The following is a 24,083-nucleotide window of genomic DNA, read 5'->3' on the forward strand; positions in this document are numbered from 1 at the left end:
GGAAATCGAATCAGAAGGTAGGAAATCATGGCGAAGGCAAAGTTCGATCGGTCCAAACCGCACCTCAACATCGGCACCATCGGTCACGTCGATCATGGCAAGACGTCGCTGACGGCTGCGATCACCAAGATCCTGGCAGAGAACGTCGCCGGCAACGCGGCGGTCGATTTCGCCAACATCGACAAGGCGCCGGAAGAGCGTGAGCGCGGCATCACCATCTCGACCGCGCACGTCGAGTACGAGACCGAGTCGCGTCACTATGCGCACGTCGACTGCCCCGGCCACGCCGACTATGTGAAGAACATGATCACCGGCGCGGCGCAGATGGACGGCGCGATCCTGGTCGTCGCGGCCACCGACGGCCCGATGCCGCAGACCAAGGAGCACATCCTGCTCGCCCGCCAGGTCGGCGTGCCCGCGATGGTCGTGTTCCTCAACAAGGTCGACCTGGTTGACGACGAGGAAATCCTCGAGCTCGTCGAGCTGGAGGTCCGCGAGGAGCTGTCGAAGCGCGACTTCGACGGTGACAACATTCCGATCATCCGTGGCTCGGCGACCGCCGCGCTCAACGGCACCGACGAGAAGCTGGGCAAGGACGCCGTCCTCGCGCTCATGGCCGCCGTCGACGAGTCGATCCCGCAGCCCGAGCGTCCGCTCGACAAGCCGTTCATGATGCCGATCGAGGACGTATTCTCGATCTCGGGTCGCGGCACCGTCGTCACCGGCCGCGTCGAGACCGGCGTGGTGAAGGTCGGCGAGGAAGTCGAGATCGTCGGCATCAACGACACCCGCAAGACCACGGTCACGGGCGTCGAGATGTTCCGCAAGCTGCTCGACCAGGGCCAGGCCGGCGACAACATCGGCGCGCTGATCCGCGGCGTCGGCCGTGAAGAGGTCGAGCGTGGCCAGGTGCTCTGCAAGCCCGGCTCGATCAAGCCGCACACCGAGTTCACGTCGGAAGTGTACGTCCTGTCGAAGGACGAGGGTGGCCGTCACACGCCGTTCTTCGGCAACTATCGTCCGCAGTTCTACTTCCGTACGACCGACGTCACCGGCACGATCGAGCTGCCCGAGGGCACCGAGATGGTGATGCCGGGTGACAACGTTGCGCTGGGCGTCAAGCTCATCGCGCCGATCGCCATGGACGTCGGCCAGCGCTTCACCATCCGCGAGGGCGGCCGTACCGTCGGCGCGGGGGTTGTCAGCGCGATCTCGAAGTAATATAGGCGCGAGCCTTGCCGGGGCGGGGTGACTCGCCTTCGGAATGCAGGAAGCGGCCGGACCGGGCAATCGGGCCGGCCGTTGCCTTTTTATGAGGGCAGGGTGCTTCGGCGTCCGCCCAACCAGTCAGTCGCGTAGAAACAGCACGAGCCCGGCCACGGGCCCGCTCTTTCGCATCGGTAGGGAAACATGGACAACAACATCCGTATCCGCCTGAAGGCGTTCGACCATCGCGTGCTCGATCAGGCCGCTGGCGACATCGCCGACACCGCCCGTCGTACGGGTGCTTTGATCCGTGGTCCCATCCCGCTGCCCACGCACATCGACAAGTTCACCGTCAACCGCGGCCCGCATATCGACAAGAAGTCGCGCGAGCAGTTCGAGACGCGCACCTACAAGCGCCTGCTCGACATCGTGCAGCCGACCGCGCAGACGGTCGACGCGCTGATGAAGCTCGACCTGGCCGCCGGCGTCGACGTCGAGATCAAGCTGGCCTGAAAACGGCCGTGCGCCGGTCGGGACAGCGGTTGACGATCTCCTCCGCTTTCCCTATTGGCGCTGCTTCCGCGGGAGACGATTCTCCCGCGTGTTGAGAATCGCCCGCCGCGGTGGTCCTCACGAAAGCAGGGATACCGGCCAGTCATAGACTGGCGCCTGAGTCCCCGTCTTTCGCTTTATACGAAGCGAAACCACGGCCCTGACGGGGGCACTTGTAATTGGGCTGGCCCTTCGGCGGTGACGCTGGGGGGTCTTTTCGTTGGCACGCTCCCCCCGGGGAGCCTCTGTTGTGGGAAGGAATACGCATCATGCGCACTGGCGTGATCGCGAAGAAGATGGGGATGACCCGCCTGTTCCAGGACGACGGCCGCCACGTGCCGGTCACCGTCCTGGCGCTCGAGGGCGTCCAGGTGGTCGCACAGCGCACCGCCGACCGTGACGGCTATGTCGCCGTCCAGATCGGTGCCGGCACCGCCAAGGCCAAGAACGTCGCCAAGCCGCAGCGCGGCCACTTCGGCAAGGCCGAGGTCGAGCTGAAGGCGCAGCTTTGCGAGTTCCGCGTCGCCGAAGACGCGCTGCTCGATGTCGGGGCCGAGATCGGCGCCGACCATTTCGTCGCCGGCCAGCTGGTCGACGTGTCGGGCCGCACGCAGGGCAAGGGTTTCGCCGGCGCCATGAAGCGCTGGGGCTTCGGAGGTCTTCGCGCCACGCACGGCGTGTCGCTGAGCCACCGTTCGCATGGTTCGACGGGTAACCGCCAGGATCCGGGCAAGGTCTTCAAGAACAAGAAGATGGCCGGTCACATGGGCGACCGTGAGCGCACGCAGCAGAATCTCGAGATCGTCTCGACCGACAGCGAGCGCGGCCTTCTGTTTGTCAAGGGCTCGGTGCCCGGGCACAAGGGTGCGTGGCTGGTCGTGACCGACGCGGTCAAGGTCGCGCGCCACAAGGACGCGCCGTACCCCGCCGGCCTGCGTCAGGTCGCCAACAACAACGACGCCGCTGCCGACACCCCCGCTGCGGGTGGTGACGAGGTCGCGGCGACCGACGGCCAGGAGGGCTGAACGTGAAGGTCAAGGTCCAGACCCTCGACGCCGCCGACAAGGGCGAGATCGAGCTCAACGACACCGTGTTCGGCGTCGAGCCGCGCGCGGACATCCTGCACCGCGTCGTCACCTGGCAGCTGCACAATCGCCGCGGCACCGCCCGCCCGACGCGCGAGCGTTCGGACGTGGCGCGCACCGGCAAGAAGTTCGGTCGCCAGAAGGGCGGCGGTACGGCCCGTCACGGCGACCGCAAGGCGCCGATCTTCATCGGCGGCGGTAAGGCGCACGGCGCTCGCCTTCGCGAGTTCGAGTCGAGCCTCAACAAGAAGGTTCGTCAGCTCGGCCTCAAGATGGCGCTGTCGAGCCATGCGGCGGCCGGCACGCTGATCGTCCTCGACGACCTCAAGGTCGTCGATGCGAAGACCAAGGCGATGACCGGCACGCTGACGAAGCTCGGCTTCGGCAAGACCGCGCTGGTGATCGACGGCGAGGCGGTCGAGAACGGCTTTGCGCTGGCGACCCGCAACCTGTCGGGCGTCAACGTCCTGCCGGCGGTCGGTGCCAACGTCTATGACATCCTGAAGCACGACACGCTGGTCCTGACCCGCGCTGCCGTCGAGAAGCTGGAGGCGCGCTTCAATGGCTAAGAAGGGCAAGGCCGCGATCGACGCGCGTCATTATGACGTGATCGTCGCGCCGCACATCACCGAGAAGGCGACCCTCGTGTCCGAGGCCAACGCCGTCGTGTTCAAGGTCGCGAATGACGCCACCAAGCCGCAGATCAAGGCGGCGGTCGAGGCGCTGTTCGACGTGTCGGTGACGGGCGTCAACACGATCGTCCAGAAGGGCAAGACCAAGCGCTGGAAGGGCACGCCCTACAAGCGCTCCGACATCAAGAAGGCGATCGTGACGCTCAAGGACGGCGATTCGATCGACGTCACGCAGGGGGTCAACTGACCATGGCGCTGAAGAACTACAATCCGACGTCGCCGGCGCGTCGCGGCCTGATTCTGGTCGACCGCTCGGCGCTGCACAAGGGCGGCCCCGTCAAGGCGCTGACCGAGGGCAAGCGCAAGACCGGCGGCCGCAACAACAAGGGCCATGTGACCTCGCGCGGCATCGCCGGCGGCCACAAGCAGCGCTATCGCATCATCGACTTCAAGCGTCGCAAGTGGGACGTCGAGGGCACGGTGGTGCGCCTCGAGTACGATCCCAACCGCACGGCGTTCATCGCGCTCGTCAACTACGGGACCGACGAAGCGACGGACTATGCCTATATCCTCGCGCCGCAGCGGCTCTCGCCCGGTGACAAGGTGATCGCGGGCAAGAAGACCGACGTGAAGCCGGGCAACGCGATGGAGCTCGGCCAGATGCCGGTCGGCACGATCGTCCACAATGTCGAGATGAAGCCCGGCAAGGGCGGCCAGATCGCGCGTTCGGCCGGCACCTACGTGCAGGTCGTGGGTCGCGACCGCGGCATGGTCATCGTCCGCCTGAACTCGGGCGAGCAGCGCTATGTCCGCGCCGACTGCATGGCGACGGTGGGTGCGGTGTCGAACCCTGACAACGGCAACACCAACCTGGCGAAGGCCGGCCGCAATCGCTGGCTCGGCAAGCGTCCGCTGACCCGCGGCGTCGCCAAGAACCCGGTCGATCACCCGCACGGCGGTGGTGAGGGCCGGACCTCGGGCGGCCGTCATCCGGTCACGCCCTGGGGCAAGCCGACCAAGGGTGCGCGCACCCGCCACAACAAGGCGACGGACAAGTTCATCATCCGTAGCCGCCACGCGAAGAAGAAGGGCTAAACGATGGCTCGTTCGGTTTGGAAGGGTCCGTTCGTCGAGCTCAGCCTTCTCAAGAAGGCCGAGGCGGCGCAGGACGCCGGTGGTCGCGGGGGTCCGATCAAGACCTGGTCGCGCCGCTCGACGATCCTGCCGCAGTTCGTGGGCCTGACGTTCAACGTCTACAACGGCCGCAAGTTCGTGCCGGTGTCGGTCAACGAAGAGATGGTCGGCATGAAGCTGGGTGAGTTCGCGCCGACGCGCTTCTTCCCCGGCCACGCCGCCGACAAGAAGGGCAAGCGCTGATGAGCAAGGATAAAGCTCCCCGCCGCGTCGCCGATAACGAGGCGCTGTCGGTCGGCACGCAGATCCGCGGGTCGGCGCAGAAGCTGAACCTGGTCGCGGGCCTGATCCGCGGTAAGCGTGCCGGCGACGCCCTCAACATCCTCACCTTCTCGAAGAAGGCGATGGCCGAGGACGCGCGCAAGGTTCTGGCATCGGCGATCGCCAATGCCGAGAACAACCACAACCTCGATGTCGACGCGCTCGTCGTCGCCGAGGCGTCGGTCGGCAAGTCGATCACGATGAAGCGGTTCCACACCCGTGGCCGCGGCAAGTCGACGCGCATCCTGAAGCCGTTCTCGCGGCTTCGGATCGTGGTTCGCGAAGTGCAAGAGGAGGCCTGATCCATGGGTCACAAGAGCAATCCGATCGGCCTTCGCCTGCAGATCAACCGCACCTGGGACAGCCGCTGGTTCGCCGAGGGCGCTGACTATGGCCGGCTGCTGCTGGAGGATCTGAAGATCCGCCAGTACATCATGTCGACGCACAAGCAGGCGGCGATCAGCAAGGTCGTGATCGAGCGTCCGGCCAAGCTGTGCCGCATCTCGATCTATGCCGCCCGTCCGGGCGTCATCATCGGCAAGAAGGGCGCCGACATTGAGAAGCTTCGCAAGAAGCTCGGCTCGATGACCGCGTCGGACGTGTCGCTGAACATCGTCGAGATCCGGAAGCCCGAAGTCGATGCGCGCCTCGTCGCGCAGGGCATCGCCGACCAGCTCGAGCGTCGTATTGCCTTCCGCCGCGCCATGAAGCGCGCGGTGCAGTCGGCGATGCGCCTGGGCGCCGAGGGCATCCGCATCAACTGCGGCGGCCGTCTGGGCGGTGCCGAGATCGCGCGTTCGGAATGGTATCGCGAGGGCCGCGTGCCGCTGCACACGCTGCGCGCGAACATCGACCATGCCGAGGCCGAGGCCCACACCGCGTACGGCGTGTGCGGCGTCAAGGTCTGGATCTTCAAGGGCGAGATCCTCGGCCACGATCCGCTGGCGACCGATCGCCTGAACCTCGAATCGCAGACGTCGGGCGTGCGCCCGGCGCGCGACGACCGTAGGAACTAAGTCCGATGCTGCAACCGAAGCGCACCAAGTTCCGCAAGGCCTTCAAGGGCCGGATCAAGGGCGAGGCCAAGGGCGGCGCGACGCTGAACTTCGGCGCCTATGGCCTGAAGGCGATGGAGCCCGAGCGGATCACCGCTCGCCAGATCGAGGCGGCTCGCCGTGCGATCACGCGCCACATCAAGCGTCAGGGCCGCCTGTGGATCCGGATCTTCCCGGACCTGCCGGTGTCGTCGAAGCCCGCCGAAGTCCGCATGGGCTCGGGCAAGGGCGCCCCTGAATTCTGGGCGGCGCGCGTGAAGCCCGGCCGCATCCTGTTCGAGCTGGACGGCGTGCCCGGCCCGCTCGCGGCGGAAGCGTTCGAGCGTGCGGCGATGAAGCTGCCGATCAAGACCAAGGTCGTGGCGCGCCTCGGCGACACGTCGCACCTGGAGGGCTGATAGATGACCAAGGCAAGTGATCTGCGCGCCAAGAGCGACGATCAGCTGGGCGAGGAGCTGGGCAACCTGAAGCGCGAGGCGTTCAACCTCCGCTTCCAGGCGGCGACCAGCCAGCTCGAGAAGTCGAGCCGCGTCAAGGAAGTTCGTCGCGACATCGCGCGCATCAAGACGCTGCAGACCGAGCGCTCGCGCTCGGACGCGAAGTAAGGAAGGGACCGACATGCCGAAGCGCGTGCTGACCGGGGTGATCGTCTCGGACAAGACCGACAAGACGGTGGTGGTGAACGTCGAGCGCAAGGTGAAGCACCCGCTCTACGGCAAGATCATCCGCCGTTCGAAGAAGTATCATGCCCATGACGAGGGCAACGAGTATCGCGAGGGCGAGACCGTGCGCATCGAAGAGACGGCGCCGATCTCGAAGCTCAAGACCTGGAAGGTCGTGGCGCGGGTCAACACCCACGCGACGCCGGAAGAGGTCGCGGCAGAACACGCGGCTTGATCGAAGATGCTGCCGCCGGCGCGATGCCGGGGGTTGGTCGAAGGCGGGGTTGGGTCGGTATCCACCCCAGTGAGAAGGAACGGGTCACATGATCCAAATGCAGTCCAACCTGGACGTCGCCGACAACAGCGGCGCCAAGCGGGTCCAGTGCATCAAGGTGCTGGGCGGCTCGAAGCGCCGCACCGCGGGCGTGGGCGACGTGATCGTCGTCAGCGTCAAGGAAGCCGCGCCGCGCGGCCGCGTGAAGAAGGGTGACGTGCACCGCGCCGTCATCGTTCGCACGCGCAAGGATATCCGCCGCGCCGACGGCTCGGTCATCCGCTTCGACGGCAATGCCGCGGTGCTCGTCAACAAGAACGAGGAGCCGATCGGCACCCGTATCTTCGGCCCGGTGGTCCGCGAGCTGCGCGGCAAGGGCTATATGAAGATCATCAGCCTTGCGCCGGAGGTGCTGTAATGGCCGCCGCAAAGATCAAGAAGGGCGACAAGGTCGTCGTCCTGTCGGGCAAGGACAAGGGCCGCACCGGTGAGGTGATCCGCTCGATCCCGCGCGAGGACAAGGTCGTCGTCGCCGGCGTCAACGTCGCCGTCCGCCACAAGAAGCCCACTCAGGCCGCGCCGCAGGGCGGGCTCGAGCGCTCGGAAGCGCCGCTCCATGTCTCGAAGGTCGCGCACGTGACCGCCGACGGCAAGCCGACGCGCGTCCGCTTCGAAATCCGCGACGGCAAGAAGGTTCGCGTCGCCGCCAAGACGGGGGACGTCATCAATGGCTGACAAGTACACGCCCCGCCTGCGCAAGCTGTATGACGACAGCATCGCCAAGGCGATGACCGAGAAGTTCGGTTACAAGAACGCGCTCGAGGTGCCGCGCATCGACAAGATCGTCCTGAACATGGGCGTCGGCGAGGCGACCCAGGACAAGAAGAAGGTCGAGCAGGCCGCTTCGGAAATGGAGCTGATCGCCGGCCAGAAGCCGGTCGTGACGCGCGCCAAGAAGTCGATCGCGCAGTTCAAGCTGCGCGAGGGTATGCCGATTGGCGTCAAGGTCACGCTGCGCCGCGAGCGGATGTACGAGTTCCTTGACCGCTTCGTCACGATCGCGCTGCCGCGCGTCCGTGACTTTCGCGGCCTCAACCCGAAGAGCTTCGACGGTCGCGGCAACTATGCCTGCGGCATCAAGGAGCAGCTGATTTTCCCCGAGATCAACTATGACCGGATCGACAAGGTCCGCGGCATGGACGTGATCGTGACCACCACCGCGAAGACCGACGAAGAGGCTCGCGAGCTCCTCCGTCTCTTTGGCTTCCCGTTCCCGCGTGCGGCGGACGAAGAAGCCAAGCAGGCGGCATAAGGAAGGAAGAACTTAAGTCATGGCGAAACTGAGTTCTGTGAACAAGAACGAGAAGCGTCGCAAGATGGTCGCGAAGTACGCGCCCAAGTATGCGAAGCTGAAGGCGATCGCGAACGACGAGTCGCTCGACGAGAGCGAGCGCCTGATCGCGCGTCTCAAGATGGCGGAGCTGCCGCGCAACGGCAATCCGACCCGCATCCGCAACCGCTGCGAGCTCACCGGGCGTCCGCGCGGCTATTACCGCAAGTTCCGTCTTGCTCGCGTCATGCTGCGTGATCTGGCCAACAAGGGCCTTATCCCCGGCGTCGTGAAGTCGAGCTGGTAAGGGATCCAGACAATGGCAGTGACCGATCCCCTGGGTGACATGCTCACCCGCATCCGCAACGGCCAGCGCGCGCGCAAGGACAGCGTCCTGACGCCCGCGTCGAAGCTGCGTGCGCGCGTGCTCGACGTGCTTCAGCGCGAGGGCTATATCCGCGGCTATTCGGCCGAGCAGCTGGGCCCGATCGAGGGCATCCGCATCGAGCTGAAGTATTTCGAGGGCCAGCCGGCGATCAAGCACGTCGCCCGCGTCTCGAAGCCGGGCCGCCGCGTCTATTCGGGTTCGCAGGAGCTTCCGCGCGTCCGCAACGGCCTCGGCATCACGATCGTCTCGACGCCGAAGGGCGTTCTGTCCGACGCCGAGGCGCGCGAGCAGAATGTCGGCGGCGAAGTGCTGGCGGAGGTGTTCTGATGAGCCGCATCGGCAAGAAGCCGGTCAGCGTCCCCGCGGGCGTGACGGCGAACATCGCAGGCGGCGAGCTCAGCGTGAAGGGTCCCAAGGGCACCCTCACCATGCCGCTCGCCGACGACATTAAGTATGAGACCGTCGATGGCGGCATCTCGGTACTGCCGGCGAACGACACCAAGCGCGCGCGCGCGTTCTGGGGTATGCAGCGTACGCTCGTCCAGAACCTGGTGACCGGCGTGACCGAGGGCTTCTCGAAGAAGCTGCTTATTACCGGTGTCGGCTATCGTGCGGCGGCGCAGGGCAAGACCCTCAAGCTGCAGCTCGGCTACAGCCACGACGTCAATTTCGACATCCCCGAGGGGATCGAGATCAAGACGCCGGATCAGACCACGGTCGAGATCAGCGGCATCGACAAGCAGAAGGTCGGCCAGGTCGCCGCCGAAATCCGCCGCTGGCGCAAGCCCGAGCCCTATAAGGGCAAGGGTATCAAGTACGACGGCGAGTTCATCTTCCGCAAGGAAGGGAAGAAGAAGTAATGAGCAAGGGTCTCTCTCTCTTCGAGAAGCGGCGTCGCCGCAACCGCACCGCGCTCCGCGCGCGTTCGGGCGGCCGTCCGCGGCTGTCGGTGCATCGTTCGGGCCGGCATATCTATGCCCAGGTCATCGACGACACCCAGGGCAAGACGCTCGCCTCGGCCTCGAGCCTGCTCAAGGGCGGCGGGCAGCTCGGCGCGACCGTCGCTTCGGCGGCGGACGTGGGCAAGAAGCTTGCCGAAGCGGCCAAGGCGGCGGGCGTGACGCAGGTCGTCTTCGACCGCGGCGGCTTCCTCTATCATGGTCGCGTCAAGGCGCTGGCGGATGCCGCGCGTGAAGGCGGATTGGAGTTCTGACGATGGCCGACGAAAACAACCAGACCGAGACCCCGGTCGAGGCGACGTCGCCCGACGCGAACACCGGCGCTCCCCGTGGTGGCCGTGGTGGCCGTGGGCGTGGCCCCGGCGGCGACAATCGCGGTCGTGGCGGCCGTGACGGCAACCGCGGTCGCCGTGACGACCGCAACCGCGACGAGGGTGGCGAGGAGCTGATCGAGAAGCTCGTCCACATCAACCGCGTTTCGAAGACGGTGAAGGGCGGCAAGCGCTTCGGCTTCGCGGCGCTGGTCGTCGTGGGCGATGGCAAGGGCCGCGTCGGCTTCGGCCATGGCAAGGCGCGCGAGGTGCCGGAGGCGATCTCGAAGGCGACCGCCTCGGCCAAGAAGAAGATGATCCGCGTGCCGCTTCGCGAGGGCCGGACGCTGCACCATGATGGCCGCGGGCATTTCGGTGCGGGCAACGTCTATCTCCGCTCGGCGCCGTCGGGTACCGGCATCATCGCCGGCGGTCCGATGCGTGCGGTGTTCGAGAGCCTGGGCGTCGCCGACGTGGTGACCAAGTCGACGGGCACGTCGAACCCCTACAACATGATCCGCGCGACGTTCGAGGCGCTGGGTGAGCAGAGCTCGCCCAAGGCCGTCGCTCAGCGCCGGGGCAAGAAGATCGCCGACCTGCTCGGCCGCGGTGGGTCGCAGACCGCCGAGGCCGATGCCGCGGCGCTCGTGGAGTAAAGCTGATGGCGACGATCAAGGTGACGCAGACGGGCTCGCCCATCCGCCGGACCAAGGATCAGCGCGCGACGCTGGTCGGCCTTGGCCTCAACAAGATGCACCGGACGGTCGAGCTCGAGGACACCCCCTCGGTGCGCGGCATGATCCGCAAGGTGCATCACATGGTGTCGGTCGAGGACTGATCCTCGATTACACATGACAAGACGAGGGAAGGGGGCTAACGGCCCCCTTCCTGATTTTCAGCGCGAACCTAGCGAAAGCGAGTGCAAGACATGAAACTGAACGACATCCGCGACAACAAGGGCGCCCGCAAGGAGCGCGTGCGCGTCGGCCGCGGCATCGGCTCGGGCCTGGGCAAGACCGCCGGCCGCGGCCAGAAGGGCGCCAAGGCGCGCTCGGGCGTCGCGATCAACGGCTTCGAGGGCGGTCAGATGCCGCTCCACATGCGCCTGCCGAAGCGCGGCTTCAACAATCCGTTCGGCAAGGACTATGCCGAGATCAACATCGGCGCGCTCCAGAAGGCGATCGACGAAGGCAAGCTGGACGCGGGCGCGAGCCTTGACCAGGCGGCGCTCAACGCGGCCGGCCTGACGCGCGGCGGCAAGGACGGCGTGCGCGTGCTCGGCAAGGGCAGCCTGACCGCCAAGCTCAACCTGACCGTCGCCGGCGTGTCGAAGGGCGCGCGCGAGGCGATCGAGGCGGCCGGCGGCACCGTGTCGGTGATCGAGGTCGTCCCCGCCGCCGAGAAGGCGGCCGCCAAGAAGGGCAAGGCGCGCACCGAGCGCCTCGCCGCAAAGGCCGAGAAGCAGAAGGCCAGCCAGGCCTGATCGAACGAGGGGGCGTCCGATCGTCGGGCGCCCTCACTCGTAAGCCGTGCGCGGCGCTACCGGGCGCTGGCAGAGACCGCCCCGGCATTAGACATCGCCGCATGACGGCCTATATGCACGAACCGGACGGGCGAAGGTTCCGCCCGCACTGATTCCCGGGACAGACATCCAGATGGCATCCGCAGCCGACAATCTCGCCACCAGCATCAGCCTGTCCAAGTTCGGCCAGGCGACCGAGCTCAAGAAGCGGCTCTGGTTCACGCTGGGGGCGCTCATCGTGTTCCGCATGCTGAGCTATGTGCCGCTGCCCGGCATCGACCCTACCCAGCTCAACCTGCTCGCGCAGCAGACGCAGGGCGGGGTTATGGACTTCTTCAACACCTTCTCGGGTGGCGCGCTGGAGCGCATGTCGATCATCGCGCTGGGCGTGATGCCGTACATCACCGCCTCGATCGTGGTGCAGCTGGCGACCTCGCTGTCGCCGACGCTCGCCGCGATCAAGAAGGAGGGGGAAAGCGGGCGCAAGCGGCTCAATCAGTACACCCGCTACGGCACGGTCGCGCTGACGGCGATCCAGGGCTGGTTCATCGCGGTGGGGCTCGAGGCGTTCGGCGCGTCGGCCGGCGCGCAGGCGGTGGTCGAGCCCGGCATGCTGTTCCGCATCGGCGCGGTCGTTTCGCTGATCGGCGGCACGATGTTCCTGATGTGGCTGGGCGAGCAGATCACCAGCCGCGGTATCGGCAATGGCATCAGCCTCATCATCATGGCGGGCATCGTCGCCCACCTACCGACGACGCTGGTCCAGCTGTTCGAGGGGAGCCGCACCGGCACCGTCGATCCCGTCCGCCTGATGGGCATCATCGCCGCGGTCGCCGGCCTCGTCCTGTTCATCTGCTTCATGGAGCGCGCGCAGCGGCGGATCCTGATCCAGTATCCCAAGCGTCAGACCGCGCGCGGCGTGCAGGCCGAGCGCAGCCACCTGCCGCTCAAGATCAACACCGCGGGTGTGATTCCGCCCATCTTCGCCTCGTCGCTCCTGCTCATGCCGGTGACGATCAGCCAGTTCGCGGGCCAGAACGCCGCGGCCGGCGGCGGGGGCTGGTGGAACGACACGATGATCGCGCTCAACCAGTATCTGCAGCACGGCAGCCCGGTCTATATGGCGCTCTATGCCGCGGGCATCATCTTCTTCTCGTTCTTCTACACGGCCGTCGTCTTCAATCCCGAGGAAACCGCCGAGAATCTGAAGCGCTATGGCGGCTTCATCCCGGGCATCCGGCCGGGCAAGAACACCGAGAACTATTTCGATTACGTGCTGACACGTATCACCGTGATCGGCGCGGCATATCTGACGATCATCTGCCTGCTGCCCGAGTACCTCGTCTCGGCGCTGAGCATTCCCTTCTATCTCGGCGGCACCAGCCTTCTCATCGTCGTCAACGTGACGATGGACACGGTGACGCAGATCCAGTCGCATCTGCTGGCGCACCAATATGGCGACCTCATCAAGAAGGCGAAGCTGAAGGGTGGCCGCGTCCGCCAGTAAGGCGGGCAGGGCAGACGGCGTTCAAAGGGGGGAAGGCGTGGACATCATCCTGTTGGGGCCGCCGGGCGCGGGCAAGGGCACGCAGGCGGGTCGCCTCGTCGCCGAGCGCGGCATGGTCCAGCTTTCGACCGGCGACATGCTGCGCGCCGCGGTCAAGGCGGGGACGCCGACGGGCCTCGCTGCCAAGGCGGTGATGGAGGCGGGGCAGCTCGTCTCCGACGAGATCGTGTCGGGCATCATTGGCGAGCGGCTCGACGAGCTGGGCCCCGAGCCTGGCCTCATCTTCGACGGTTACCCCCGTACTGCCGCCCAGGCCGCGTCGCTAGACGAGCTGCTGGCCGCGCGCGGCCGCAAGCTCGATTACGTGATCGAGCTGATGGTCGACGAGGATGCGCTGGTCGAGCGTATCACCGGCCGCTTCACGTGCGCCAAGTGCGGCGAGGGCTATCATGACGTGTTCAAGCTGCCGGCTGTCGTCGGCATTTGCGACGTCTGCGGATCGACCGAGTTCAAGCGCCGCCCCGACGACAATGCCGAGACGGTGCGCACGCGTATGGCCGAATACCGAGCCAAGACAGCGCCGATCCTGCCGCATTACGAGGCGCAGGGCCTGGTGCGCCGCATCGACGGCATGGCCGACATCGCGCATGTGACCGCGGCGATCGAGGACATCCTCGGCAAGGCTTGACCGATTCGCGCGGTCGGTGTCGGATCGGTCGCGGGGGAGAACGTCATGCTTTCTTTGCTCGCGCTGCTCGGCCTGCCGCTTTTGGGGGACGTGGTGTCGTCCGGTCCCGACGCGATCGTCATCGAGCAGGTGGTGACGATCGACGCATCGCCCGAGCGCGTCTGGACCCATCTGGGTGACGTGCCGCGCTGGTGGAACGGCGCGCACAGCTATTCGGGCAAGGCCGAGAACCTGTCGCTCGACCTGTCGGCGCCCGGTTGCTTCTGCGAGAAGCTGGACGGGGGCAGGGGCAGCATCGAACATGCCCGCGTGATCCACGCCGATCGCGCGAGGCTGCTGCGCCTGTCGGGCGGGCTTGGACCGCTTCAGGCGGAGGCGACGGCCGCGACGCTGAGCCTCGCGCTGGCGGCGGAAGGGGCGGGAACGCGGCTTACGCTGACCTATGTCGTCGGCGGCAATCTGCGCGGCAAGGGTGGGGCGCTCGCCGCGCCGGTGGACGCGGTGCTCGGCGAACAGCTCGCGCGCCTCAAGGCGCTGGCCGAGCGGCGATAGCGCGCACGTCGAAGCGGCGAAAAGGTTCCGCTTGACAGCGCGCGACTCGCTTGACAGGCGCCCGCGCCCCGCCTAGTTGGCACCTCTTCCGACACCGCGGTTGACCGGCGGCGCGCTTTCGCGACCGCCACTTCTGCTTGGGTTCGGATCAACGCGACGAGATAGCGGACGTGCTGCCATGCCGTCCGCTGTGGAGCTGGGAGAATAAAGTTCATGGCTCGTATTGCGGGTGTCAACATCCCGACCAACAAGCGCGTGATCATCGCGCTTCAGTATATCCACGGCATTGGCCCGGCCAAGGCCAAGGAAATCACCGACAAGCTGGAAATCGCCGCGGACCGCCGCGTGCAGGACCTGAGCGACCAGGAGGTCCTTCAGATCCGCGAGGCGATCGACGCCGGCTACACCGTCGAGGGTGATCTTCGTCGCGAGACCGCGATGAACATCAAGCGCCTGATGGACCTCGCCTGCTATCGCGGCCTTCGCCACCGCAAGGGCCTGCCGGTCCGCGGCCAGCGCACGCACACCAATGCGCGCACCCGCAAGGGCAAGGCGAAGCCGATCGCGGGCAAGAAGAAGTAAGATCGGTCCCGGGGGGCCGATTTCCCTTCTTCTCCGTCGGAGACAGGTTCGAGGCCGACTGCCTCCCGGCCTCCGTACCACGACACAAAGTCAGGATGATTTCCAATGGCACGTGAACCGCAGCGCCTTCGCCGTCGCGAGCGCAAGAACATCACCGCCGGCGTCGCGCATGTGAACGCCAGCTTCAACAACACGATGATCACCATCACCGACGCGCAGGGCAACGCCATTTCGTGGTCGTCGGCCGGCATGATGGGCTTCAAGGGCTCGCGCAAGTCGACGCCCTATGCCGCCCAGGTCGCCGCCGAGGACGCGGGCCGCAAGGCCGCCGAGCACGGCGTCCGCACGCTTGAGGTCGAAGTGAAGGGTCCGGGTTCGGGTCGCGAGTCGGCGCTTCGCGCGCTGCAGGCGGTCGGTTTCCAGATCACCTCGATCCGCGACGTGACCTCGATCCCGCACAACGGCGTTCGTCCGTCCAAGCGTCGCCGCGTCTGATCTGAATATCGCGTCGCGCGGGCGGGCCGGCCGAGCAGCCGTGCCGCCCGCGCGACGCCGCGTTTCGGCGGGAAGCGCCCCGTTCCCGCCCAACCCAGGGGAAGCCTGTGTCTGTCAACGCAAAGAACTGGCAGGAACTGAAGAAGCCCAACGGCCTCGAGAAGAAGTCGGGCAATGATTCGAAGCGGAAGGCGACCTTCGTCGCCGAGCCGCTGGAGCGCGGCTTCGGCCTGACGCTCGGCAATGCGCTGCGCCGCGTGCTGCTCTCCTCGCTCCAGGGCGCGGCGGTCACGTCGATCAAGATCGAGAACGTGCTGCACGAGTTCTCGAGCCTGGCGGGCGTGCGCGAGGACGTGACCGACATCGTCCTCAACGTCAAGCAGATCGCCCTCAAGATGCAGGGCGAAGGGCCGAAGCGCCTTCAGCTGTCGGCGACCGGCCCCGCTGAGGTCAAGGCGGGCGACATCGCCGTCACCGGCGACATCGAGGTGATGAATCCCGAGCTCGTCCTCTGCCACCTCGACGACGGCGCGACGCTCAACATGGAGCTGACCGCCGACACGGGGAAGGGCTATGTGCCCGCCACCGCCAACCGTCCGGCCGACGCGCCGATCGGCCTCATCCCGGTCGACGCGCTCTACTCGCCGGTCCGCCAGGTGAGCTACAAGGTCGAGAACACCCGCGTCGGGCAGGAACTCGACTATGACAAGCTGACGCTGACGGTCGAGACCGACGGCACGGTGAGCCCGGACGATGCGCTCGCCTATGCCGCGCGCATCCTTCAGGATCAGCTGGCGCTGTTCGTCCACTTCGATGATTCGGCGATGACCCGCGCGGCGCCTGCGGCCACGGCCGGCCTTCCGGCGCCGGCCGCCGACACGCCGGGCGACACCGCGACGATCAATCGCTACCTGCTCAAGAAGGTCGACGAGCTCGAGCTTTCGGTCCGCAGCGCCAACTGCCTCAAGAACGACAACATCATCTATATCGGCGATCTGGTCCAGAAGACCGAGGCCGAGATGCTGCGCACGCCGAACTTCGGCCGCAAGTCGCTCAACGAGATCAAGGAAGTGCTGTCGAGCATGGGCCTTCGCCTCGGCATGGAAATCCCGGGCTGGCCGCCCGAGAATATCGAGGAAATGGCCAAGAAGCTCGAGCAGGAGATCATGGGCTGAGCCCGGCGTCCGGGATTAGCATCGCTAATCCCGGATCGATCGCCGGGCCCGGTCGGCGGGGCCGCAAGGCTCTGTCCGACGATGCGGCTCCACCGCGGCGGGCGTGAACACGAAAGAAGCGGGGTCCCGGACGAGTCCAGGATGACGTAGATGGGGTGGCCCGACGTCCCACCTGGCTTGGGGTTCCGTGAAACGGCCCCCTGACGAACACGAAGGAAGATCACATGCGCCACAAATATGGCGGCCGTAAGCTTCAGCGGACCTCGGCCCACCGCATCGCGCTGTTCCGCAACATGTCGGCGGCGCTCATCAAGCACGAGCAGATCACGACCACGGTCGCGAAGGCCAAGGAGCTTCGCCCCTATGTCGAGAAGCTGGTGACGCTGGCCAAGAAGGGCGGCCTGTCGAACCGTCGTCTGGCGCATGCCCGGCTGCTCGACGACGCGCAGCTGGTGAAGCTGTTCGACGTGCTCGCCGCGCGCTACGCCGACCGCAACGGCGGCTATACCCGCATCATCAAGGCCGGTCCCCGCGCGTCGGACGCGGCGCCGATGGCGATCATCGAGTTCGTCGATCGCGACGTCAGCGCGAAGGGCCAGGATTCGGGTCCGGTCCTGACCGACGAGGATTTCGACGAAGCAGCCTGATCGGGCTCATCCTCCCGACACTTGCACGAAGGGCCGCATCCCGTCAGGGTGCGGCCTTTCTTGTTTCATCGGAGACGAGTTTCGATGCGTGTCGCGCTGCTTGCCTTGCCGCTCCTGTTCGCCGCCCCCATTCATGCGGCAGACGATCCCAGGCCGGAGACGCGAAGCACCGTGGCAGCCCCGATTTCCTATCCCGCGACCGACAAGGTGCCGGTGACCGAGACCTTGTTCGGCGAGACGGTCGCAGATCCCTATCGCTGGCTCGAGAACGACGTCCGCACCGATCCGAAGGTCGCCGCCTGGGTGGCGGCGCAGAACCAGGCGACCGACGCCTATCTGGCGACGCTGCCCGGCCGTGCGGCGTTCAAGGCGCGTCTCAAGCAACTGTTCGACTATGAGCGCGTCGGCGTGCCCGAGAAGAAGGGCGGCCGCTATTTCTATGCCCGCAACTCGGGGCTTCAGAACCAGGCGGTGCTGTACGTCCGCGACAGCCTGAACGGCGAGGGGCGGGTGCTGATCGATCCCAACACATGGGCCAAGGATGGCGCCACCGCGCTCGGCGAGTATGAGCCCTCGGAGGACGGACGGCACCTCGTCTACGCGATCCAGGACGGCGGCTCGGACTGGCGGACGGTGCGCGTGCTCGACGTCGCCACCGGCCGGCCGCTGGCCGACGAGCTCAAATGGGTCAAGTTCTCGAACCTGACCTGGGCCAAGGACGGCTCGGGCTTTTTCTATTCGCGTTTCCCCGCGCCCGACGCCGCGCAGCAGTTCCAGGCGCTCAACGAGAACCAGTCGGTCTACTTCCACAAGCTCGGCACCGCACAGGCAGACGACCGGCTCGTCTATGCGACGCCCGAGACGCCAAAGCGCGGCCATTCGACGCAGCTCAGCGACGATGGGCGCTGGCTGATCGTCACCACCAGCGAGGGCACCGACAACCGCTATGAAGTGACGCTGGTTGATCTTGCCGATCCGGCGTGGAAGCCGCGCACGCTGATCCGGGGCCTGGAGCACGAATGGGGCTATATGGGCAACCAGGGCACGCGCTTCTGGTGGACCACCAACAAGGGTGCACCGCGGTCAAAGGTCGTGTCGATGGACATCGCCGACGCCGCGCCGGTGACGCGCGACGTCGTGCCCGAGGATAGCGCCGTCATCGAATCGGCTGGGGTCGTCGGCGGGCAGATCGTCCTCGTCTACATGGTCGACGCCAAGAGCGAGGTGCGCCGCTACGACATGGAAGGCCGGCTTCTCGGCAAGCTGGCGCTGCCCGGCGTGGGCACCGTCACGGGTATCCGCGGCGAGCATGACGATGCCGAGGCCTTCTACGCCTTTACGAGCTTCAACGTGCCGACCACGATCTATCGTCTCGACATGAAGTCGGGCACGGCAACCCCGTGGGCCACGCCGAAGGTCGCCTTCGACCCCTCGCGCTACGGCGTCGAGCAGCGTTTCTACACGTCGAAGGACGGCACGCGCGTGCCGATGTTCGTGGTGCGGCGCAAGGACGTGACCGGCCCGGCGCCGACGATGCTGTGGGGCTATGGCGGGTTCAACGTCAGCTATACGCCCGCTTTCTCGGCCGCGCGCATCGCCTGGCTGGAGCAGGGCGGCGTCTTCGTCCTCGCCAACATTCGCGGCGGCGGTGAGTATGGCAAGGCGTGGCACGACGGTGGGCGGTTGAAGAACAAGCAGAACGTCTTCGACGATTTCATCGCGGCGGGCGAATATCTGATCGCGCAAGGCATCACCAAGAAGGACGGCCTGGCGATCCAGGGCGGGTCAAACGGCGGCCTGCTGGTCGGCGCGGTGGTCAACCAGCGGCCCGACCTGTTCGCAGCAGCCCTGCCCGCAGTGGGCGTGATGGACATGCTGCGCTTCGACCGGTTTACGGCCGGCCGTTACTGGGTCGACGATTACGGCTATCCGTCGAAGGTCGAGGATTTCAAGGTCCTGCGCGCCTATTCGCCCTATCACAATGTGACCGCGGGCAAGACCTATCCAGCGATCCTGGCGACGACGGCGGACACCGACGATCGCGTGGTGCCGGGCCACACCTTCAAATACACCGCGCAGCTTCAGGCAAGCGACATCGGTCCCAAGCCGCACCTCGTCCGCATCGAAACACGCGCCGGCCATGGCAGCGGCAAGCCGACCGACAAGGTCATCGAGGAGACGGCCGACCTTTACGCATTTGCGGCGAAGTGGACGGGACTGGAGATTAAATCAGGTCTTTAGAGGACTCTGCCGGAACCGATCGGTGTATGGACGGTACCTTATCCGGTCGCGTTCACGGCGCGCGGCGATGCTGAGAGGCCCGCAAATGTCTTGTGGGCTTCGGCTTGTTCCGGGGGCCAGATGGTGCCGAGCGAAAGCGAGATTAAGCGGGTGTGCCGCGAAACGGGCATGGACCGCATGCAGGCGATCTATCACCTGCGTGCGCGGGCCGAACTGTTACGGAGCCCCCTGCGCCAGCGGTGACGCCCCTTGCCCTCGGCCATGCTTGGGCTAGATGGGCGCATGATCGAACACCCCGAATCCATCCTCATCGTCGATTTCGGCAGCCAGGTGACGCAGCTGATCGCGCGCCGCGTGCGTGAGGCCGGCGTCTATTCCGAGATCGCTCCCTTCACCGCCGCGGCCGACGCCTTTGAGCGGATGAAGCCGAGGGGCATCATCCTGTCGGGCAGCCCCGCCTCGGTCCTCGACGAGGGGAGCCCGCGCGTGCCGCAGGCGATCTTCGACAGCGGGCTGCCGGTACTCGGCATCTGCTACGGGCAGCAGGTGATGATGCACCAGCTGGGCGGTAGGGTGCAGGCAGGGGACTCGGGCGAGTTCGGCCGCGCCTTCATCGAGATCGGCGACCGATGCGCGCTGTTCGACGGCATGTGGGCCGAAGGCGAAAGCCACCAGGTCTGGATGAGCCACGGCGATAAGGTGACGGCGCTCGCCCCCGGCTTTCGCCCCGTCGCGGCGAGCGCCGGCGCGCCCTTTGCCGTCATCGCCGACGATGCGCGTCGCTACTACGCGATGCAGTTCCATCCGGAGGTCGTTCATACCCCCGACGGTGCTCGGCTGCTCGCCAATTTCGTCCGCCATGTCTGCGGCTGCTCGGGCGAATGGACGATGGCCGAGTTCCGCGCCGCCAAGATCGCCGAGATTCGCGAGCAGGTCGGTACGGGCCGCGTCATCTGCGGCCTGTCGGGCGGCGTCGATTCGGCGGTCGCGGCGGTCCTGATCCACGAGGCGATCGGCGAGCAGCTGACCTGCGTCTTCGTCGATCACGGGCTGATGCGGGCAGGGGAGGCCGACCAAGTCGTCAGCCTGTTCCGCGGCCACTACAACATCCCGCTCGTCCATGTGAACGCCGAGACGCTGTTCCTCTCGGGCCTTGCCGGCGTCACCGATCCCGAGGCGAAGCGCAAGTTCATCGGGAAGACCTTCATCGACGTCTTCGAGGACGAGGCGCGCAAGATCGGCGGGGCCGAGTTCCTGGCGCAGGGCACGCTGTACCCCGATGTGATCGAGAGCGTCAGCTTCACCGGCGGCCCGAGTGTCACGATCAAGAGCCACCACAATGTCGGGGGCCTGCCCGAGCGGATGAACATGAAGCTCGTCGAGCCCTTGCGCGAGCTCTTCAAGGACGAGGTGCGCGCGCTCGGCCGCGAGCTCGGCCTGCCGGACATCTTCGTCGGCCGCCATCCATTCCCCGGACCCGGCCTCGCCATCCGTATTCCCGGCGAAGTGACCAAGGAACGCTGCGATATCCTGCGCAAGGCCGATGCCATCTATCTGGAGGAAATCCGGAGCGCCTGCCTCTACGACGCCATCTGGCAGGCGTTCGCCGTGCTGCTGCCCGTCCGCTCGGTCGGCGTGATGGGTGACGGGCGCACCTATGACAGCGTCCTCGCGCTCCGCGCCGTCACCTCGACCGATGGCATGACCGCCGAGGCGTTCGGCTTTCCCGGCGACTTCCTGCCGCGCGTCGCGACGCGCATCATCAACGAAGTCCGCGGCATCAACCGCGTCACCTACGACTATACGAGCAAGCCGCCGGGCACGATCGAGTGGGAATGATTCAGGCCCGTCTGGGGCTATCGCGAGCATTCGCTGTGTGCCGCTTAAGGCTCTGAATTAAAAAGATTATCTCTCGCGGTCTATCGGGGTCAATCGCTGAGCAGCGGTTGGCTGGGACGGTCTACGTGACGGTATGCTCCAAACTTGCAGAACGCGGCAAGCGTCGATACCGTCAGGCCCGTCGGCCCGTGTGACGGTATTTTCTTCGCGTTAAGATGCTGAAATATAGGAAAAATGGTTCCGCTAAGGTGCTGAAAATGGGCTGACGGTATTCCCGACTTGGAGGAGCCCGCATGCTCACCGATGTAGCGCTTAAGAACCTGAAACCACGCGATAAAGCGTACAAAGTCACGGACCGCGACGGGCTCTACGTTCACGTTTCGACGTCAGGGACGCTGACGTTCCGATTGGACTATCGCTTGAACGGGCGGCGGGAGACTCTGACGCTCGGAAAGTACGGCCCGACCGGGATCTCGCTTGCGCGGGCCCGTGAGAAGACGATCGACGCCAAGAGGGCGGTCGCCGAAGGTCGATCGCCGGCCCAGGAGAAGCAGCGGGAAAAGCGCCGCCTCAAGGAAGCGAAGAGCTTCGGTGAGTTCGGCGAGAGCTGGCTAATGAAGGCGCCCATGGCCGACAGTACGCGAGCCATGCGGCGATCGATTTTCGAGCGTGAGCTGCTCCCTGTCTGGAAAAACCGGCTTCTCCACGAGATCACGCCGGATGATCTTCGCGCTCACTGCGGCAAGATCGTCGATCGTGGTGCTCCCGCCACCGCGATCCACGTCCGCGACATCCTCAAGCAGATCTACGGATTTGCGATTCTGCACGGCGAGAAGGTCGCCAATCCGGCTGACGATGTCGGACCCGCTTCGATCGCGACCTTTGTGCCGAAGGACCGCTCGCTATCACCGACCGAAATTCGCGTGATGTTAAAGCAGCTCGAGCATGTCGCCACGCTGCCCACGATCCGGCTCGGTATGCAACTCTTCCTGCTGACGATGGTCCGCAAGAGCGAACTGCAGGACGCGACCTGGGACGAGGTCGACTTCGAGAACGCGGTCTGGACGATCCCGAAAGAGCGGATGAAGCGCTCGAAGACGCACAACGTCTATCTGTCTCGGCAGTGCCTCGACATCATGATCGCGCTGAAGACCTGCGCCGGGAACTCACGCTACCTGCTGCCTTCGCGGTATGATGCGGACGCGCCCATGTCGCGCGCCACTTTCGATCGCATCACCTATGCGGTCGTGGAGCGCGCCCAGAAGGAGGGACTGCCGCTCGAGCCCTTCACCGTTCATGACTTGCGCCGGACCGGGTCTACGCTTCTGAACGAGCTTGGGTTCAACAGCGACTGGATCGAGAAGTGTTTGGCCCATGAAGACGGCCGCTCGTCACGCGGCGTCTACAACAAGGCTGAATATGAGCATCAGCGCCGGCACATGATGCGGGAATGGTCCGACATCGTGGACGCTTGGGTTGCTGGACAGAAGCGGGTGCCGGTGCTGGTCCCGCCGGCGATGGCTATGCTCGCGCCTGATCCGGCGCTCTAACGGGGCGAGCCTTGCGCTGGCGCACGTTTGGGTGCGGCGCCCGGTCAACAGATGATCGCCGCGCCTTGCTCAACCGTTCGGCCAGCCACGCTTCGACCTCGGCGAGGTCCCAGACGACACAGCGCGGCGTCAGCGCAAAGCGGCGGGGAAACTCTCCTCGCTGCTCCATTTCATAGATCGTGGTGTCCGCCAGCGGCACAATCTGTCGAAGCTCATGCTTCCGGATCATCCGCTTCTTCAATGCATCAGGGCGTGTCGACATGCTCTGCCTCCCGCGATGTGACGTGCGGTGTCGATTGCAGCCGATAGACGCAACATGAAAGAGCCTACGGCGCAGCGTAGGGTTCGCGGCGGCCATGGCGTACAAATCGGCGGGTTCTCACAACAGCGGCCGACGCCTACTCAGGCGATAGCGGCAGTCCATCGATCGCGGCTACGGCATCGACAAGCTGACGCCGCAGGCTGGCCAGCCCCACCGCCACGACCAGATCCTGGCGATCGGCCAATCCTAGGACCGTTCGGAGCACCAGATCGGAATGGCGCATCAGGATCACCAGGTTCTCGCCGCTGGGTGCGTTCTTGGCTTCGAACCAGTTTCGCACCGCGCGCTCATTCGATGAGGTGAGCTGGGCCACCGTCTTGAGCGAAGCGGGTGTGCCGCCGAATTCGGCCTTCAGCGCCAAGGAGATCTCGCGCGCGAAGGACTGGGCGCCGCCATCGATCGGAAAGGGCTTTCCAGGTTTCGACTGAAGATTTCGGTCTTTCTCGGAGAACGACATTCCTCCTGACTCCCAATAGAATTGGTGGGAGGTCGAACCTGTCCTTCTTGGGCCAGTGAGAGCAGCCGGTGTGATCGAAGCATCAGAGGCAATCCGCGCTGAAGAAACGTCCCGCGCACCTGTGAGGGCAGCCCAGTACGTGCGCATGTCGACCGAGCATCAGAAGTACTCCACCGAAAACCAGGCAGAAGTCATAGCGCAGTACGCCGCTCGGCGGGGCTTCGAGATCGTGAAGACCTAGGAAGACTCGGGCAAGAGCGGTCTGCGCCTGGACGGCCGCTTGTGGCTTCACTGTGAGCGTGGTGCTCAACGACTACCTGCGCGAGTTCCGCAACAAGTTGGAGGGTTATCGGCGCGCGCAGGAGGCGCTGAGCATCAGCGGTGACGCTTCGCCCGCGCAGAAGACGAAGGCCCTGAAAGAGATCGAGGCGACGGGTAGGCAGATCGAGGAACTTGATGCGTGGGAGCGCGACGTCCTGTTCCCTCTGGCCACGCAGAAGATCGAAATCGACCTCGATGATGGTGTGAAGGCCAACTATCCCAAGTTCGGTGCAGCCCTGAAGCCCATCAAGGGCCTGAATGACGGCGACGACTGAC

General features: G+C 65.7%; 36 protein-coding genes. 34 read left to right on the forward strand and 2 right to left on the reverse strand.

The features are described 5' to 3' along the window. Window positions 1-27 precede the first annotated feature (27 nt). The 32 genes from tuf to COC42_RS13380 all read left to right on the forward strand — a co-directional run bounded on the left by tuf (window position 28) and on the right by COC42_RS13380 (window position 22,707). Window positions 28-1,221 (forward strand): elongation factor Tu, encoded by a 1,194-nt coding sequence (gene tuf, locus COC42_RS13225; RefSeq protein ID WP_096343764.1) that lies wholly within the window; start codon window positions 28-30, stop codon window positions 1,219-1,221. A 189-nt stretch (window positions 1,222-1,410) separates the two neighbouring features. Beyond that, window positions 1,411-1,719: a 30S ribosomal protein S10 gene (rpsJ, locus tag COC42_RS13230; protein ID WP_096343765.1), complete on the forward strand. Its 309-nt coding sequence runs from the start codon at window positions 1,411-1,413 to the stop codon at window positions 1,717-1,719. A 308-nt stretch (window positions 1,720-2,027) separates the two neighbouring features. Continuing rightward, a complete protein-coding gene (gene rplC, locus COC42_RS13235) occupies window positions 2,028-2,783 on the forward strand; it encodes a 50S ribosomal protein L3 (RefSeq protein ID WP_096343766.1) in 756 nt (251 codons plus the stop codon). A gap of 2 nt (window positions 2,784-2,785) precedes the next feature. Further along, the gene (gene rplD / locus COC42_RS13240; RefSeq protein WP_096343767.1) at window positions 2,786-3,412 is read left to right on the forward strand and encodes a 50S ribosomal protein L4; all 627 of its coding nucleotides are present in this window, start codon (window positions 2,786-2,788) and stop codon (window positions 3,410-3,412) included. Further along, entirely contained in the window at window positions 3,405-3,722 is a 318-nt protein-coding gene (locus COC42_RS13245; protein ID WP_096343768.1) for a 50S ribosomal protein L23, read from the forward strand. The genes rplD and COC42_RS13245 overlap by 8 nt, the downstream gene beginning before the upstream one ends. 2 nt (window positions 3,723-3,724) lie before the next feature. Beyond that, complete coding sequence (gene rplB / locus COC42_RS13250; RefSeq protein ID WP_096343769.1) at window positions 3,725-4,570, forward strand: 50S ribosomal protein L2; 846 nt, start codon at window positions 3,725-3,727, stop codon at window positions 4,568-4,570. Window positions 4,571-4,573: 3 nt separating this feature from the next. Then, the gene (gene rpsS / locus COC42_RS13255) at window positions 4,574-4,852 is read left to right on the forward strand and encodes a 30S ribosomal protein S19 (protein ID WP_096343770.1); all 279 of its coding nucleotides are present in this window, start codon (window positions 4,574-4,576) and stop codon (window positions 4,850-4,852) included. Continuing rightward, on the forward strand, window positions 4,852-5,232 hold the full coding sequence (gene rplV / locus COC42_RS13260) for a 50S ribosomal protein L22 (protein WP_096343771.1): 381 nt from the start codon (window positions 4,852-4,854) through the stop codon (window positions 5,230-5,232). The genes rpsS and rplV overlap by 1 nt, the downstream gene beginning before the upstream one ends. 3 nt (window positions 5,233-5,235) lie before the next feature. Next, window positions 5,236-5,946 (forward strand): 30S ribosomal protein S3, encoded by a 711-nt coding sequence (gene rpsC, locus COC42_RS13265; protein WP_096343772.1) that lies wholly within the window; start codon window positions 5,236-5,238, stop codon window positions 5,944-5,946. A gap of 5 nt (window positions 5,947-5,951) precedes the next feature. Further along, window positions 5,952-6,383, forward strand: coding sequence for a 50S ribosomal protein L16 (gene rplP, locus COC42_RS13270; protein WP_096343773.1), 432 nt, complete (start codon window positions 5,952-5,954; stop codon window positions 6,381-6,383). 3 nt (window positions 6,384-6,386) lie between these two features. Further along, window positions 6,387-6,590: a 50S ribosomal protein L29 gene (gene rpmC / locus COC42_RS13275; RefSeq protein ID WP_096343774.1), complete on the forward strand. Its 204-nt coding sequence runs from the start codon at window positions 6,387-6,389 to the stop codon at window positions 6,588-6,590. Between the two features lie 13 nt (window positions 6,591-6,603). Next, window positions 6,604-6,882: a 30S ribosomal protein S17 gene (gene rpsQ / locus COC42_RS13280; protein ID WP_096343775.1), complete on the forward strand. Its 279-nt coding sequence runs from the start codon at window positions 6,604-6,606 to the stop codon at window positions 6,880-6,882. Window positions 6,883-6,970: 88 nt separating this feature from the next. Next, window positions 6,971-7,339 (forward strand): 50S ribosomal protein L14, encoded by a 369-nt coding sequence (gene rplN, locus COC42_RS13285; protein ID WP_096343776.1) that lies wholly within the window; start codon window positions 6,971-6,973, stop codon window positions 7,337-7,339. Next, window positions 7,339-7,656, forward strand: a complete 318-nt coding sequence (gene rplX / locus COC42_RS13290; protein WP_096343777.1) for a 50S ribosomal protein L24 — start codon at window positions 7,339-7,341, stop codon at window positions 7,654-7,656. The genes rplN and rplX overlap by 1 nt, the downstream gene beginning before the upstream one ends. After that, window positions 7,649-8,233 carry a 50S ribosomal protein L5 gene (gene rplE / locus COC42_RS13295; RefSeq protein WP_096343778.1) on the forward strand — a complete coding sequence of 195 codons (585 nt, stop codon included), beginning with the start codon at window positions 7,649-7,651 and terminating at the stop codon, window positions 8,231-8,233. The genes rplX and rplE overlap by 8 nt, the downstream gene beginning before the upstream one ends. A gap of 19 nt (window positions 8,234-8,252) precedes the next feature. Further along, complete coding sequence (gene rpsN / locus COC42_RS13300; protein WP_096343779.1) at window positions 8,253-8,558, forward strand: 30S ribosomal protein S14; 306 nt, start codon at window positions 8,253-8,255, stop codon at window positions 8,556-8,558. Window positions 8,559-8,570: 12 nt separating this feature from the next. Next, window positions 8,571-8,966 carry a 30S ribosomal protein S8 gene (rpsH, locus tag COC42_RS13305; protein ID WP_096343780.1) on the forward strand — a complete coding sequence of 132 codons (396 nt, stop codon included), beginning with the start codon at window positions 8,571-8,573 and terminating at the stop codon, window positions 8,964-8,966. Beyond that, window positions 8,966-9,499, forward strand: coding sequence for a 50S ribosomal protein L6 (gene rplF / locus COC42_RS13310; RefSeq protein ID WP_096343781.1), 534 nt, complete (start codon window positions 8,966-8,968; stop codon window positions 9,497-9,499). Before rpsH ends, rplF begins: the two co-directional genes overlap by 1 nt. Beyond that, window positions 9,499-9,852, forward strand: coding sequence for a 50S ribosomal protein L18 (gene rplR / locus COC42_RS13315; RefSeq protein ID WP_096343782.1), 354 nt, complete (start codon window positions 9,499-9,501; stop codon window positions 9,850-9,852). The genes rplF and rplR overlap by 1 nt, the downstream gene beginning before the upstream one ends. A 2-nt stretch (window positions 9,853-9,854) precedes the next feature. Further along, the gene (gene rpsE / locus COC42_RS13320; RefSeq protein ID WP_096343783.1) at window positions 9,855-10,565 is read left to right on the forward strand and encodes a 30S ribosomal protein S5; all 711 of its coding nucleotides are present in this window, start codon (window positions 9,855-9,857) and stop codon (window positions 10,563-10,565) included. Between the two features lie 5 nt (window positions 10,566-10,570). Then, window positions 10,571-10,747, forward strand: a complete 177-nt coding sequence (rpmD, locus tag COC42_RS13325; RefSeq protein WP_096343784.1) for a 50S ribosomal protein L30 — start codon at window positions 10,571-10,573, stop codon at window positions 10,745-10,747. A 90-nt stretch (window positions 10,748-10,837) separates the two neighbouring features. Next, on the forward strand, window positions 10,838-11,392 hold the full coding sequence (rplO, locus tag COC42_RS13330) for a 50S ribosomal protein L15 (RefSeq protein ID WP_096343785.1): 555 nt from the start codon (window positions 10,838-10,840) through the stop codon (window positions 11,390-11,392). A gap of 172 nt (window positions 11,393-11,564) precedes the next feature. Then, complete coding sequence (secY, locus tag COC42_RS13335) at window positions 11,565-12,938, forward strand: preprotein translocase subunit SecY (RefSeq protein ID WP_096343786.1); 1,374 nt, start codon at window positions 11,565-11,567, stop codon at window positions 12,936-12,938. A gap of 37 nt (window positions 12,939-12,975) precedes the next feature. Further along, window positions 12,976-13,626, forward strand: a complete 651-nt coding sequence (locus tag COC42_RS13340) for an adenylate kinase (protein ID WP_096343787.1) — start codon at window positions 12,976-12,978, stop codon at window positions 13,624-13,626. 45 nt (window positions 13,627-13,671) lie between these two features. Next, a complete protein-coding gene (locus tag COC42_RS13345) occupies window positions 13,672-14,178 on the forward strand; it encodes an SRPBCC family protein (protein WP_096343788.1) in 507 nt (168 codons plus the stop codon). A 213-nt stretch (window positions 14,179-14,391) separates the two neighbouring features. Continuing rightward, window positions 14,392-14,760: a 30S ribosomal protein S13 gene (gene rpsM / locus COC42_RS13350; protein WP_096343789.1), complete on the forward strand. Its 369-nt coding sequence runs from the start codon at window positions 14,392-14,394 to the stop codon at window positions 14,758-14,760. Between the two features lie 105 nt (window positions 14,761-14,865). After that, the gene (gene rpsK / locus COC42_RS13355; protein ID WP_066583941.1) at window positions 14,866-15,255 is read left to right on the forward strand and encodes a 30S ribosomal protein S11; all 390 of its coding nucleotides are present in this window, start codon (window positions 14,866-14,868) and stop codon (window positions 15,253-15,255) included. A 107-nt stretch (window positions 15,256-15,362) separates the two neighbouring features. Beyond that, window positions 15,363-16,430 (forward strand): DNA-directed RNA polymerase subunit alpha, encoded by a 1,068-nt coding sequence (locus COC42_RS13360; RefSeq protein WP_096343790.1) that lies wholly within the window; start codon window positions 15,363-15,365, stop codon window positions 16,428-16,430. 224 nt (window positions 16,431-16,654) lie between these two features. Continuing rightward, entirely contained in the window at window positions 16,655-17,077 is a 423-nt protein-coding gene (gene rplQ, locus COC42_RS13365) for a 50S ribosomal protein L17 (RefSeq protein WP_096343791.1), read from the forward strand. 84 nt (window positions 17,078-17,161) lie between these two features. Next, window positions 17,162-19,318, forward strand: a complete 2,157-nt coding sequence (locus tag COC42_RS13370) for a prolyl oligopeptidase family serine peptidase (protein WP_096343792.1) — start codon at window positions 17,162-17,164, stop codon at window positions 19,316-19,318. A gap of 282 nt (window positions 19,319-19,600) precedes the next feature. Further along, complete coding sequence (gene guaA / locus COC42_RS13375) at window positions 19,601-21,157, forward strand: glutamine-hydrolyzing GMP synthase (protein WP_176484681.1); 1,557 nt, start codon at window positions 19,601-19,603, stop codon at window positions 21,155-21,157. Window positions 21,158-21,450: 293 nt separating this feature from the next. Then, entirely contained in the window at window positions 21,451-22,707 is a 1,257-nt protein-coding gene (locus COC42_RS13380; RefSeq protein WP_096343793.1) for a tyrosine-type recombinase/integrase, read from the forward strand. Here the strand turns inward: COC42_RS13380 and COC42_RS13385 are convergent. Both COC42_RS13385 and COC42_RS13390 read right to left on the reverse strand, forming a co-directional pair. Further along, window positions 22,679-22,969 (reverse strand): helix-turn-helix transcriptional regulator, encoded by a 291-nt coding sequence (locus COC42_RS13385; RefSeq protein ID WP_096343794.1) that lies wholly within the window; start codon window positions 22,967-22,969, stop codon window positions 22,679-22,681. The two genes, COC42_RS13380 and COC42_RS13385, sit on opposite strands and share 29 nt — an antisense overlap. A 136-nt stretch (window positions 22,970-23,105) precedes the next feature. Beyond that, window positions 23,106-23,486 carry a hypothetical protein gene (locus COC42_RS13390; protein WP_096343795.1) on the reverse strand — a complete coding sequence of 127 codons (381 nt, stop codon included), beginning with the start codon at window positions 23,484-23,486 and terminating at the stop codon, window positions 23,106-23,108. Window positions 23,487-23,625: 139 nt separating this feature from the next. Here COC42_RS13390 and COC42_RS13395 point away from each other — a divergent pair, with 139 nt between their 5' ends. Together COC42_RS13395 and COC42_RS13400 are read left to right on the forward strand one after the other, a co-directional pair. Continuing rightward, window positions 23,626-23,727, forward strand: a complete 102-nt coding sequence (locus COC42_RS13395) for a recombinase family protein (RefSeq protein ID WP_342747322.1) — start codon at window positions 23,626-23,628, stop codon at window positions 23,725-23,727. A gap of 52 nt (window positions 23,728-23,779) precedes the next feature. Then, window positions 23,780-24,082, forward strand: coding sequence for a hypothetical protein (locus COC42_RS13400; protein WP_217991291.1), 303 nt, complete (start codon window positions 23,780-23,782; stop codon window positions 24,080-24,082). Window position 24,083 lies beyond the last annotated feature (1 nt).

Source organism: Sphingomonas spermidinifaciens, assembly GCF_002351485.1.
GTDB lineage: Bacteria > Pseudomonadota > Alphaproteobacteria > Sphingomonadales > Sphingomonadaceae > Sphingomonas > Sphingomonas spermidinifaciens.